This is a genomic window from Chitinophaga sp., from assembly GCF_035564935.1.
Classification (GTDB): Bacteria; Bacteroidota; Bacteroidia; order Chitinophagales; family Chitinophagaceae; genus Chitinophaga.
In genome coordinates this window covers 14,236-27,802 of the sequence record NZ_DATMTE010001009.1, presented here as the reverse complement: position 1 = coordinate 27,802, position 13,567 = coordinate 14,236, and the positions used below count along the sequence as shown (strand labels likewise).

General features: G+C 45.9%; 11 protein-coding genes. 1 reads left to right on the top strand and 10 read right to left on the bottom strand.

Annotated elements, in window-relative coordinates:
• Positions 1–49: 49 nt before the first annotated feature.
• From VN105_RS26185 to lptB, 7 genes are all read right to left on the bottom strand, one after another.
• Positions 50–1,531, bottom strand: coding sequence for a RagB/SusD family nutrient uptake outer membrane protein (locus VN105_RS26185; protein ID WP_325645809.1), 1,482 nt, complete (start codon positions 1,529–1,531; stop codon positions 50–52).
• Positions 1,532–1,552: 21 nt separating this feature from the next.
• Positions 1,553–4,723, bottom strand: a complete 3,171-nt coding sequence (locus VN105_RS26180) for a TonB-dependent receptor (RefSeq protein ID WP_325645807.1) — start codon at positions 4,721–4,723, stop codon at positions 1,553–1,555.
• A 243-nt stretch (positions 4,724–4,966) separates the two neighbouring features.
• Positions 4,967–6,070: a FecR family protein gene (locus VN105_RS26175; RefSeq protein ID WP_325645805.1), complete on the bottom strand. Its 1,104-nt coding sequence runs from the start codon at positions 6,068–6,070 to the stop codon at positions 4,967–4,969.
• 68 nt (positions 6,071–6,138) lie between these two features.
• The gene (locus VN105_RS26170) at positions 6,139–6,714 is read right to left on the bottom strand and encodes an RNA polymerase sigma-70 factor (protein WP_325645803.1); all 576 of its coding nucleotides are present in this window, start codon (positions 6,712–6,714) and stop codon (positions 6,139–6,141) included.
• 111 nt (positions 6,715–6,825) lie between these two features.
• Positions 6,826–7,575: a 3-oxoacyl-[acyl-carrier-protein] reductase gene (fabG, locus tag VN105_RS26165; RefSeq protein ID WP_325645801.1), complete on the bottom strand. Its 750-nt coding sequence runs from the start codon at positions 7,573–7,575 to the stop codon at positions 6,826–6,828.
• Positions 7,576–7,592: 17 nt separating this feature from the next.
• Positions 7,593–9,125 (bottom strand): GH3 auxin-responsive promoter family protein, encoded by a 1,533-nt coding sequence (locus VN105_RS26160; RefSeq protein WP_325645799.1) that lies wholly within the window; start codon positions 9,123–9,125, stop codon positions 7,593–7,595.
• 22 nt (positions 9,126–9,147) lie between these two features.
• Positions 9,148–9,909, bottom strand: a complete 762-nt coding sequence (gene lptB / locus VN105_RS26155; protein ID WP_291925772.1) for an LPS export ABC transporter ATP-binding protein — start codon at positions 9,907–9,909, stop codon at positions 9,148–9,150.
• Between the two features lie 168 nt (positions 9,910–10,077).
• Between lptB and metF the strand changes: the two genes are divergently transcribed.
• The gene (gene metF, locus VN105_RS26150) at positions 10,078–11,031 is read left to right on the top strand and encodes a methylenetetrahydrofolate reductase [NAD(P)H] (protein ID WP_325645795.1); all 954 of its coding nucleotides are present in this window, start codon (positions 10,078–10,080) and stop codon (positions 11,029–11,031) included.
• Positions 11,032–11,359: 328 nt separating this feature from the next.
• Here metF and VN105_RS26145 read toward each other — a convergent pair whose 3' ends face one another.
• The 3 genes from VN105_RS26145 to VN105_RS26135 all read right to left on the bottom strand — a co-directional run bounded on the left by VN105_RS26145 (position 11,360) and on the right by VN105_RS26135 (position 13,564).
• Positions 11,360–12,034 carry a porin family protein gene (locus tag VN105_RS26145; protein ID WP_325645793.1) on the bottom strand — a complete coding sequence of 225 codons (675 nt, stop codon included), beginning with the start codon at positions 12,032–12,034 and terminating at the stop codon, positions 11,360–11,362.
• A gap of 43 nt (positions 12,035–12,077) precedes the next feature.
• Positions 12,078–12,764: an outer membrane beta-barrel protein gene (locus tag VN105_RS26140; protein ID WP_325645791.1), complete on the bottom strand. Its 687-nt coding sequence runs from the start codon at positions 12,762–12,764 to the stop codon at positions 12,078–12,080.
• Between the two features lie 179 nt (positions 12,765–12,943).
• A complete protein-coding gene (locus VN105_RS26135; protein WP_325645789.1) occupies positions 12,944–13,564 on the bottom strand; it encodes a porin family protein in 621 nt (206 codons plus the stop codon).
• Positions 13,565–13,567: the final 3 nt, after the last annotated feature.

Sequence of the window (13,567 nt, the reverse complement as noted above, 5' to 3'; positions counted from 1 at the left end):
ATTTTATAAATGCAAAAGCCCCGCGGAACGGGGCCTTTACAGGATAATTCTATTGAATCGGGTTTTGCACCAGGTTGGGATCAAGCAATATTTCCTGTTCAGGAATAAAGTGTACCACCCTTGCATCTGTATAAGATACGGTTTGCGGGTTGGTTTGTACACCCGGGTAGTTGCGGTATACATTCCGGTTGTTGCGGAACAGGTCAAATACGCGGTGTGTTTCAAAGGCCAGTTCCAGCCGGCGTTCATCCAGCACTACATCCAATACGGAAGCATAGCCATGCAGGTCTGACACGGAGAACAGTGCTGCGCCGCTCAGGCCCGCCCTTTTACGGATGGTGTTCACATCATCAATGGCGGCAGCATTGTTGCTCAGCTTCGCATTGGCCTCTGCACGGATCAGGTACATTTCAGCCAGGCGCAGCACTACCGGTGAACTAAGCGTAGGCACGTTATCCTGGTTGGAATATTTCAGCACATACCATTTTGGTACGCCGTTGCGGGAAGCCATTACTTTCTGTCCGCCGGCGTTTACGGAATCCTTACCGTTGGCGCCTTTCAGGTAAACGGCCTGCACAAAGGAATTACGGGCATCCCCCGGGTATTTGTGCAGCAGATCGAGGTACGACTGTGATGCATACATTTCACCATAGCCCATACCGCCCGGCGACATATAATACATGGAGCCAATGGAAGCCCAGGTGCGGTCGTCCTGCAGGGTGTGATGAATGGCAAAAATTGTTTCTTTGTTATTTTCGTTGGTCTTGGTATAATAACCGGGAAGATCAGAAGTATTCACCAGGGTGTACTGACCTGAAGTGATCACAGAATCGGCATAAATACGGGCTGAATCATTTTTGCCCATATAAAGATATACTCTTGCCAGCAAAGCCATAGCGCCATATTTGGTGGCATAGCTGTTGGTATTGGAGTTATCCATCAGGTCTTTTCCTTTCTTCAGGTCTGTTATTACCTGCGCGTATACATCTTTTACTGTACTACGTTTAGGCATGGCAGTTATATCAAATTTAGTAACCACCGGTACGCCCAGGTTTGTTTCAGGACTTTGTGTATAAGGCCGGCCGAAAGACCTTACCAGGCTGAAATGTACAAAGGCGCGGATGAACAGGTTTTCCCCGATCATCTTATTCACCGCATCTGATTTCCCTTCAGGCATCACCTCCAGCAGTTTGTTACAACCATTGATAGCCTTATAGCCTGCCCGCCAGATCTGCAGCGCATTGGCCTGGTTGGTAAGATGACCGTAAGTATAAGAATAGAAAAGCGCGTCGGTAGTAGCACCGCTCAGCGCCACATCGTCACTTGGGAACTCTCCCATCTGGAAATAGTTGCGCGTAAAATTTTCTTCTTTTAATAACGCATAATTACCTATAGTAGCCGCCGGCCATTTGGTTTCATCTTTCAGGATATTATCATCCGGAACAGCGCTGTACGGGTCTTTCTTCAGTGAGCAGGAAGTTGCCACTGATAACAACAACAGTCCTGCAAAATATTTTGACATGTGTTTCATGATCATCTTTTTTAGCTCCTGTTAAAAATTAATTTCAAGGCCTGCAAACCATTTGGTGCTGGACGGATACTTGATGTAGTTGATACCACGATCATCTACTTCCGGATCCAGACCGGAGAATTTGGTTAACGTCCACAGGTTGTCACCGCCCACAGAAATCCTGGCGCTTCCAATATGTGCGCGGTCCAGCCAGGCTTTTGGCAGCGCATAGCTCAGGTTCACGTTTCTCAAACGCAGGTAGCTACCGTCTTCCAGGAACCGGGAAGATGGTTTATGTGAATTTTTATTTCCTTTGATCGTAAACTTCGGATGGGTGGCTATGTCGCCCGGTTTTTCCCAACGACTCCAGTCCTTATCCAGCTGCATCATATTATAGGTATAATATGCCCCGTCATTGTCCATCAACTCACGGGTGCTGTTATACACATCATTACCCGAAACAAAAGACAGGAAGGCGCTCAGCTGGAAATTTTTATACGAGAAGGTATTGCGCATACCTCCGAAGAACTTAGGTGTGGCAGAACCCACTATCTGCAGGGATGCATCATTATAGTTGTTGGTAGTGGTTTTTCCGGTTACATTACCATTGGCATCTGTAGTCAGCTTTTCCCACAGCGGGTCGCCATTTGCGGGATCCACGCCGGCCCATTTGCGCATATAAAAACTACGCATGTCCTGGCCCTGCTGCAGGATGAAGTAACCGCTGATCGGATCTACGATCTGGTCCTTCCCGGTATACAGTTCTGTAACCCTGTTTTTATTGAAGCCGATATTAAAATCAGTGCTCCATTTGAATGCTCCTACCAGATTATCTGTGCTCAGGTTGATTTCAAGCCCTTTGTTACGCACGGATCCTACATTCTGTGAAATATAGCTGTAGCCGGCAGTTGCAGGCAGCGGCACATTAAACAGGAGGTCTTTGTTATCTTTCTGATATAATTCTATCGTCAGGTTAATCCGGTTAAACAATCCCAGGTCAATACCAAAGTTGGTATTATAGGCTTTTTCCCAGGAAAGATCCGGTACATTATAAATACTCTGGTAAGCGCCGGGAAAACCGTTGTACTGTGTATTGATAGCATATGCCCCAATAGCGGCATAGTCGCCTATTTCAGCGTTACCGGTGGTACCGTAGCTGGCCCTTATTTTCAGGTTGGTGATTGCTTTTATCTGTTTGATAAAATTTTCTTCAGATGCCGCCCATGATGCGCCAAAGGCATAGAAGTTACCATACTGCTGGTTGGCGCCAAACTTGGAAGAGCCATCCCTTCTGAAGGAAGAAGTGAAGTAGTATTTATAATTGTAGTTATAGTTCGCCTGTACAAAATAGGAATTAAATGCGCGTGATATTTTTGTTCCGCCGATAGACATCGGGGAAGACGTACCATCCAATACTTCTACCCCCTGCAATACACCTTTTCCCTTTGCATTAATATCGTTCAGATTGGCCTGCTGAAATTCCGCGCCCACCAGTCCGTCGATGTTATGCACCTTGTTAATGGTGTACCTGGCTTTCAACAGGTTGGAGCTGATATAACTGGCTGAATCCTGGTAATAATTATAAAGGTTGCCGCGATCATCGGTACCGGAAGACGTACGTACATCGCCGTTACTTTCCTGGTTGTAGTGGTAATATTGTGCACGGTTGGTAGAGCTGAATGATAACCACTTGGTGATATCATACTCCAGTTTTACCAATGCTTCCAGCGACTGCCTTTTATTTTTAATGTAGTTATACTGTTGGTCGTACAGGAAATTGGTCATATCCCTGCCGTACCAGGTAGCGGCTGTAAGTGGGTTTACCGGTTTGCCCTGGTCGTCGTAAGCCTTATCCCACGGCAGATTGGTGTAGTACTGGTACAGGGATCCATTGGAATTATCGTGATCGGAAGTTTGTGTTCCGGCGAAGTTGGCGCTGATGCGGAATTTATCGGAAATATTATGATCCAGGTTGAGGCGGGCGCTGAAACGCTCTACCCCTGTGCCTTTCAGGATACCGTCTTCTTTATAATAGTTTCCTCCAAGGTAGAATTTTGTTTTTTCATTGCCACCGCTGGTAGATAATTCGTAGTTCTGGTTAGTGGCATTCTGGAAAGCAAGTTTCTGCCAGTTGGTATTAATATTACGTTGAGATGGATCCAGCGTAGCTCCCGCAGCTTTCTGCAGATCGTACAGCTCCGTTCCGTTCATGAGGTGAAAATGCCCGCTATTGAGCTGGGCAGTTCCCACGTTAGTGCGGAAGTTCACCTGTGTTTTGCCGGCTTTACCTCTTTTGGTGGTGATCACCATTACACCGTTAGCGGCACGGGCGCCATACAATGTGGTGGCAGCGGCATCTTTCAGGATGGTAACGCTTTCAATATCGCTGGGGTTGGGTAAGCCGCCAATGATACCATCTACCACTACCAACGGGGAATTGCCTGCAGTAAGGGTTCCGTTACCACGGATACGGATCACCGGCGCTGAAGCCGGATCTCCGGAGGTATTACCTACAAATACACCGCTCACTTTACCTTGTAACATTTTATCCATGCTGCTGGCAGTTACTTCTTTCAGTTTAGCGCCACTTACAGCCTGCGCTGCTCCTGTAAGATTTTTGGTAGTTGTGGTGGTGTACCCCATTACCACTACTTCTTCCAGTTTCTTCGTATCCGCTTCCAGTTTAACATTGAGTTCGGAACGGCCGCCCAATGTTACTTTCTGTTGCAGGTAACCGATATAGGAAAATACCAGCACACTGTTTTCTGAAGGCGCCTGGATAGTGAACTTACCCGTAGCATCGGTTACAGCGCCAGTGCTGGAGCCTTCTACTGTTACCGTTACACCCGGCAACGGATCTTTGGTAGCGGCATCCGTTACATACCCGGTCACTTTTACCTGTGCAGCGCCGGCAGGAGTAATTACCACCAGGTTGTTTTCCAATACACGGTAAGTAACATTGGAGTTGCTGAATAGCTCCTTCAGTACTTCATTGATCTTTTTATCTTTCACATCAATGGTCACCGCCTTATTCAGATCAGTAAAGTTCTCGTTATAGAAGAAGCGATAATTGCTGCTGTTTTCGATGAGTTTAAATACATCTTTCACGCTCTTGTTTTCAGCATGCAGTTCTTTTATTTTATCCTGCGCGTAAGCATTAGCGGATACCTGTAAAAAACCTCCGAAAATCAGCAGACCCGTCAATTTCATCATGAGCAATAATTTTCGCCCGGGGCAAAAAAATGCCGCCGGGTTTGCAGTGGATTTCATAAACTTGTATAGATTTTAGTTAAACGAATAATTACGGTGGCTGCCCGTCGCAAAGGCAACCCACCAATGAGTGATTTTCGTTGATTGGGGTAAGTCGCATTACCCCAATTTTTTTAGTCCTACATACCGGGCATGTAAATTGGTTTTTACAGGTGATTGAATGATGGTTCTTCTACGCCCGGGTTATTACCGGCTCTTAAATGCGTTGTTATATTTTTCCTTCAGTTCTTCATCCAGCGCCAGGGTCACTACACCTTTGTCTATATGGTATTTCAGTGGCGCTGTGAGTTTTAAGATGTTCAGTACCTGCTCCAGTGTTTCCTGGCGGAAAGTGCCGCTGAAACGGTATTCTTTCAGTTCCTGTTCTTTAAATACCACCTTTACGTTAAACCGGCGTTCCATGGTTACCGCCAGTTCATCCATTGTTTGGGCGGCCACTATCCAGTTGCCGTCTTTCCAGGCAGTATATATTTCTGTATTGTTCACTTCCCTGCTTTCTATCGGGGCAGCTGTGGAGCTGTCTCCGCCAGATACAGGCGTTTTCAGTTGTTCACTGCCGTTTGTTGATAACGGTTTTTTATACACAACATGTTGATGTGGTTTCATCATCAATCCGAAAGGTGTGCTGGTTTTGCTGCCGTCTATCTTCACTTCTCCGTCTACCAGCGTGGTTACCACTGTTTTATCTTCCGGGTATGCCTTTACGTTGAAAGATGTGCCCAGCGCGAGTATTCTCAGATCGGAAGCTTTTACCGTAAATGGTTTTTGTGCATTGGTATGCACTTTAAAGAAAGCCTCCCCTTCCAGTTTTACCTCGCGGCCGCGGAGGTTGTACGATTGTGCATATTGCAGTTTACTGCCTGCATTCAGCCATACTTCCGTGCCGTCAGACAATTCAATTTTGGTGGTTGCCCCTTTCGGGCTGGTCACCGTTACCAGCGCATTGCTGCTGTTATCTTTTTTGCCGGAAGCCCAGGTATATACCAGGCCGCCACCAATTAAAAAAGGCAGTGTATAGGAAGCGGCCACGCGGAAATAATATCTCCATTTGCGGATGGCCAATAGCGTTGTTCCTAACTGCAAACTATCCCAGGCTGCATTGGCGTCATAATTCCCTTCCTGTGCTGTTGCCTGCCAGGCATCTCTAAGCTCCAGGAAATAAGCCTGGTTCTCCGCGGTGGCATTGATCCAGCGTATCAGTGCCGCCTGCTCATCCATGGAAATATTGCCGGACAAAAAACGCGCAATCAGGTCATCCGCCTGCTCCTGTGTATAGTTAGGCCCCATCATATAGAAAACAAGTAGTAAGACAACATTTAATACCCGGCAGGGTGACAAGCCCGGAAAAAAAAATCAATTTATTTTAAGTCCTGCTTCAAAAGGGGCAGTAATTCATCCCGTAACCTTTGCAGGGCGCGGGTCATCTGGGTTTTTACAGTGTTGATGGAAATGCCCAGGCGGTGGGAAATTTCCGGGTAGCTCAATTCTTCAAAGCGGCTAAGCCGGAATACGTCCTGGCATTGGGGAGGTAATTTGCGGATAGCCTTTTCCGCCATCAGTTCAAGTTCGGATTGTTCCAGTTTTGCGACCGGTGAATGGGCGGAGGTGATGCTAAAGAGGGAGATACGGGATTCGAGCTGCTGAAGCTGTTCACTACCGTATTGTGTGTGGACCTTATTTTGTTTGATATAATTAAGGCAATTATTCTGAACAGCGCGGTACAGGTATGCTTTTTCAGATACCTGTATGTCAAGCTCCGTATACTTTTCCCATATCTTCAGGAAAGTATCCTGCACAATTTCTTCCGCCAGTTCATGTCTGTTTACGAAATCAAAGGCAAATGTACAGAGCGCGGCATAATACTCCTTGAATAATGATTCAAAAGCGGGTAGCTGACGTTGTTTCCTGTTGATATTTTTACTTACGTCCTCCAAAATGTTCCTTCATCCACAAAATTGTTCACTGTGGCGAAAAGATACGTAAAGTAGGTTCAATAAAAAAACGCGGGTCATGAACCCGCGTTTTATCATCTTTAACTTATTGAATTACATACATAAACCGCCACAAGTGCTGATAGTCTGACCGGTTACATAGCTGCTCATATCAGAGGCCAGGAACAGGCAAACATTGGCAATATCTTCCGGTGAGCCGAAACGGGCCAGCGGAATCTGGGCAATATAATTGGCAGCGCCCTCTCCTTCTTTGAGGTAGCTGGTCATATCTGTTTCTACAAAACCCGGCGCTACTGCATTACAGCGGATGTTGCGGCTACCCAGCTCCTGTGCAATGGATTTGGTGAACCCGATAATACCCGCTTTGGAAGCAGCATAACTGCTTTGGCCGGCGTTACCCATGATACCGATCACGGAGCTCATATTAATGATACTGCCGCTTTTAGCTTTCATCATAGGGCGTATTACGTGTTTGGTCATGTTATACACGCTTTTCAGGTTGATGTTCATTACATCGTCCCACTGATCAGGGCTCATACGCAACAGCAGGTTATCTTTGGAGATACCGGCGTTATTCACACAAATGTCGATTTTACCAAATTCTTTCAACACCTCCGCCACCAGCGTTTCCGTTTCTTCATACACGCCTGCATTGGATTTGTAGGCTTTGGCCTTTACCCCCAGAGCAGTGAGCTTTGCTTCCAGTGCCTGGGCTTTTTCATCGGAGCTAACATATGTAAACGCTACATCTGCTCCCTGTGCTGCAAATTTCAACGCAATTGCTTCCCCGATACCGCGGCTGGCGCCTGTTACTATGGCTACTTTGTTCTCCAGTAATTTCATGTTATAGTTGATAGGTTTTAAGCATTCATATGATTTGCCGCAAATTGCCGGATCTCTTCCAGGTATTTGCGGTCATTATTCAGCCGGGGCACCTTATGTTGCCCGCCCAGCTTACCTTTGCTTTTCAGAAATTCGCAAAAAGTTCCCTGTGGCATCACATGCACTACCGGCATATGCAAGGCGATATCCTTGTATCTTTTGGCTTCGTAGTCTGAGTTGATGGTTTTCAGTGTGCCGTCCAGCACTGAAGTAAAGCGGTTCAGATCGTCCGGTGCTACTTCAAATTCCACCAGCCATTCATGCCCGCCGTTGCCATGGTCGCTGAAATAAACGGGAGCTGCGGTGTAATCATTTACTACGGCGCCTGTAGCTTCGCAAGCTTTGGCTACTGCGGTATCAGAATTTTCCACAATCACTTCTTCCCCGAAAGCATTAATAAACGACTTGGTTCTGCCGCTAACTTTAATACGATAAGGGATCAGGGAAGTAAACTGTATGGTATCTCCTACCATATAGCGCCATAAGCCGCCATTGGTGCTGATCACCAGCGCATAGTTCTTTCCCAGTTCCACTTCCTGCAATTGCAGGGTTTGCGGATTTTCTTTGTTTAACTCTTCCATTGGCATAAACTCATAGAAGATGCCATGGTTGAGAAACAGGAGCAACCCTTCTTCCCCTATTACATCCTGGGCGGCAAAGAAACCTTCGGAGGCGTTATAGGTTTCCTGGTAATGCATTAAAGGATTGCGTATCAGCTTTTTAAACTGTTCGCGGTAGGGTGTGAAGCTTACACCTCCATGCATATAAAGTTCTAAGTTGGGCCATACATCGGCCAGGTTATCTGTACCGGTGAGCTCAAAAATGCGTTTAATCAACACAATGGTCCAGGTAGGTACCCCTGCAATAGAGGTTACATTTTCATGGATCACGGCGTTGGCCATCCGCTCTATTTTCTCTTCCCATTCATCCATCAGCGCTATTTCCAGGTCCGGCGTACGGATCATATTGCCGTAAAACGGCATATTCTGGAGCATTACAGCGCTCAGGTCGCCGAAATAGGAATCACTGTTTTCAGAGAGTTTGTTCACCTGGTGGCTGCCGCCTATTACCAGTGATTTCCCTGTGAATACGTCGGAGTCCGGGAAATTATTGTAGTAGAGGGAGATAACGTCCCTGCCGGAGCGGTAGTGACATTCATCCAGGCTTTCCACTGTAACGGGGATAAATTTGCTTTTATCTGCAGTGGTACCACTTGATTTTGCAAACCATTTGATAGGCGTATTCCAAAGTACATTCTGCTGTCCCTCCATCGTGCGTTGTATATATGGCTTGATGGTATCATAGGTATGAATCGGAACCTGCTGCTTGTATTCGTCTATCTTATAAATCTTTGAAAAGCCGTACTGCTTACCAAATTCGGTATACTGGGCGGCACTGATAAGGTTTTGGAATACCTGCTGCTGCACCTGCACGGGATATTGCATAAAATACGCAATACGCCCCATTCGCAATCTTGCCAGTTGTGATATTGCAGGACTTAAAATTCTCATATAGGATGCTGTAGAATTATTTTTATTGTTTAGCTGCTTCGTCCAGGTAATCTTTACGGCGAAGAATAAAATTCTGGCCAAGATACACTTTTCTTACCTGTTCATCGGCTGCCAGCTCTTCGGCAGATCCTGATTTCAGGATTTTACCTTCAAACAATAAATAAGCCCGGTCAGTAATGGACAATGTTTCCTGTACGTTGTGGTCTGTGATCAGGATGCCTATATTTTTGTACTTCAGTTTGGCTACAATTCCCTGGATATCCTCTACGGCAATAGGGTCGATACCGGCAAAAGGCTCATCCAGCAAGATAAATTTGGGATCTACGGCAAGTGCGCGGGCTATTTCTGTACGGCGGCGTTCCCCTCCGCTCAATACATCTCCCGGGCTTTTACGTACATGGGTAAGCCGGAACTCCGCCAGAAGGCTTTCCAGCTTATCTTTCTGCTCTGCTTTCTTCAGTTTCGTCATTTCCAGTACCGCGGCAATATTATCTTCCACACTCAGCTTCCGGAATACAGACGCTTCCTGGGGCAAATAGCCAATACCCATCTGCGCACGTTTATACATAGGCAGCTTGGTAATGTTCTGACCATCCAGGTATACATTCCCTTCATCAGGCTTAATAAGCCCTACTACCATGTAAAAGGAGGTGGTTTTACCCGCCCCGTTAGGGCCCAGCAGCCCTACAATCTCCCCCTGAGACACCTCCACAGATACATGGTTTACCACCGTTCTGTTGCCGTAACGCTTTACCAGCTGGTCTGTATGTATTCTTAATGCCATATGATCAAACTTAGCAAAAATAAACAATTCATTCAGTTAGCCTAGTTATAGTTATCCTAAGATTAAAAATGATCTGATAATAATAAGGGGATATCTTATTTTTGCCCGCGTAATTTTAGCAGGAAGCAGGCTTTATATCCAGCCGCCGTCCGCAAAGCTTATAACTTTATGAAAGTAACTGAACATATTGCCAAGGCCAAAGACACCCTGATTTCTTTTGAAATCCTCCCTCCGCTTAAAGGAAAGAGTATTGAATCTATCTATGACCACCTGGATCCGTTGATGGAATTTAAGCCTGCGTTCATTAATGTGACCTACCATCGTAGTGAACATATGTTCAAGAAAAAGGCCGACGGTTCCTTTGAAAAGGTGGAAATCCGCAAACGCCCCGGTACGGTTGGCATTTGCGCGGCTATCATGAACCATTATAACGTAGATGCGGTGCCACACCTCATTTGCGGCGGTTTTAGCCGCGAAGAAACGGAAAACGCCCTGATAGACCTTAATTTCCTGGGGATAGATAACGTACTGGTTTTACGCGGAGACGCCCCTAAAAACGAAACTTTCTTTGAACCTGATCCGCACGGGCACAGCTATGCCATTGAATTGCTGGACCAGGTGGCGCATATGAATAACGGTGTTTACCTGGAAGACGATCTGCAAAGCGGTGTGAAAACCAATTTTTGTATCGGCGTAGCCGGCTACCCGGAAAAACACTTTGAAGCACCCAATATGCAAACAGACCTTTCCCACCTGAAACGTAAGGTGGAGAACGGGGCAGATTATATTGTTACACAAATGTTCTTCGACAACCAGAAGTTCTTTGACTTTGTAAACAAATGCCGTGAAATGGGTATCACAGTGCCCATCATCCCGGGGTTGAAGCCATTAACCTCCCGGAAACAAATGACGATGCTGCCACGCATTTTCCATGTAGACCTTCCTACTGACCTCTCCACAGAGATCATGAAATGCAAAACAGACAAGGACGTGGAGTTGGTAGGAACCGAATGGCTCATTGCACAGTCAAAAGAACTGAAAGCCTTTGGCGTGCCGGTACTCCACTATTACACCTTGGGTAAACCCAAGGTGGTACGCCAGGCTGTAGCAGCAATTATGTAGTTATCCTTGCTCCTTATAAAAGCAGAAGGGAAGGACAAAAGTCTTTCCCTTTTTTGCTGTCTTTCATATAAAAAAAGATGCCATCACGTAGATACGTAGTGGCATATCCCTATAACTGTCACACTTTTAATTATAACTGTCCAATGATCGAGGCCATCTTCCGATGGCATCTTTCGCTAATAAGACGCGGCAAACAGGAATGACCCCTATGTACTTTTAAAAAAAATAAAAAAGACCGCCCCTGAGAGGCAGTCTTCTGAAGATCCGGATGGTGTGAAATTATTTTCGTGTAAACAGGTAATCTACAATATCATTGCTTTCCCATTAGTTACTGCCGGCGGGTATTGGGAAACAAATACCCGAAAGAAATACGGAAGCTGCGGTTCAGTTCCTCCGAATTATCGCGCGTGGTTACATTTATGAACCCGAAGGAATAACCAGCAGTAAGCAGAAAGCCTGGTGAAAACTCATAGCCCACCAGGAAATTGGCAGAAACATCTACCGGGTTGGCATGAAGCTCTCTGGCCTCTGCGGTAGCCGCTTCACCATCAAACTTTATTCTTTCTGTTCTTTCTTTGGTACCATTATCGAAATAAGTAGCTTTCCCCCCGATACCATAAGCCAGGGCCGGCCCAAAACCGGCTACTATTTTACCTTCACCCAATGTTTTCTTAAACAGGAAATTAACCGGCAGTTCCAGGTAGTTGTACCTGAACTTGGCTATATGGTACCAGTTGCCTGTTTCTGCCTGCGGACGGGTTCTGTATCCGGCAACGCTATAAAACAGGGCAGGTTGTACTGCAAACCATTTTGCCAGGGGAATATCTGCCAAAACGCCCGCATGAAATGCAGGCAACATAAATTCGTTCCGGTCCGGAACATCAACAGGGTCTGTCAGTTTCACACTGGCACCACTAAAACCAGCCTTCAGTCCAAATCTTACTTGTGCTGTTGCTAATTGAACAGACAGCAGGGCTACAACAATCAGAATATTTTTTTTCATGCTTTTTTTAATAAGCCAAGGCTATTGACAAAAACCGTTCCTCTTACCAGTCCTCCCTGTCAAAGAAAAAACCAAGGCTGATGCCCCAATACCTGTTCTTATAATCGTTATCCTGCGCCCTGTCTATATCTACCATGCCATAACCATACTGCGCACTCAGCGTAAGACAGCAGTTCAGTTCTACCCCTGCTACAAAATTGAGCCCTGCATCCCAGCGTTGCAGGTTCATGTTTGTACCGAAAATATTGGGAGATGCTTTAAAATCCACCCGCTTGGAGCCGGATTGTATCAGTTTGTTTTCAGTATAAGCGGATACGCTGTAGTCGCCGCTTACACAATAAGCAGCGTATGGACCAGCGCCAACCAGCAGCTTCCCAAAGCTTACCGGCACTTTGTATACCAGGTGAACAGGCAGTTCCAGGTACTTTAGTTTCAGTTTTGTGGTACCTGATGTAAACAGGTTAAGCGGATGGGAAACAGCATAATTCAGCCCCGCGCCTTTTTCTATATAACTGATGCCGGGTTGGAGATAGCCGTTTTTAAACAGCGGGACGTTTGTATAGAAACCAGCCTGCCAGCTGTTTATACGTTTGGTAGCCGGCCCAAAATTACTCCCGGACAACTCCAGCCCGGTACTAATATAGCCGCCACGAATACCCAAACTTACCTGTGCATGTGAGGTTACTGTAACAAAAAAAACTGTTACAAAAAGGAGTGTAAAAATTTTCATTAGTGGTTCGGTAATAAAAGGATTATTAATATCACATCGACATTATTCATTTTGTTTGGGGGAAAAGTTCTAATGCTCAGTCGGTTACTTGACGCTAAAGTAAACAAAGGTTTTCATAAAAATAAAAAACCACCCGGAATTTGCGGGTGGTTAATAAAAACTTCATTTCAGGGCAGCTATTACCTGCCGCCAAACTTATAGCCAACGGACACCCCGAAGGACGTGTTTTTAAAACTACGGTCATTATCCGTATTATCAGCGGTATTTACCAGACCAAGGCCGGTGTTAAGACCGAAATACAGACCCATAGGCATCTCGTAACCTACATTGATACCTAAACCGGCATCCAGTCTTTTTTGTTTCAGCACGGTGGCCTCATCATCATACACATCCAGATCACCCAAACCGGTGTCTTTAATTTTTCCTCCTAAACCATAAGCCAGGTAAGGACCTGCGGACAACACCAGCTTGCCTGTACCTACTTCCGGTTTAAACATAAAGTGAACCGGCAGCTCGAGATATGATAACGTGGTTTTTACATCTGTGTCCTTGGCCTTACCCCCTTTACCTGAATAAAGTAAGCCGGTTCCGATATAAAATTCATCCGCCAGCGGGATATCTACCGTAACCCCTGCCCTGATACCGGTGAGGAGAGAACTGGTTTCCTTTCCACTGTTTAAAACGGCATTTTTTGCAGTAATGCTTGAAAACTGAGGTCCTGCAACAATACCCCATTTAGCCTGGCCAAAAGAAAGACTTGCTACCAGTAATGCGGCTGCAGATAATAATACCTTTTTCATGTG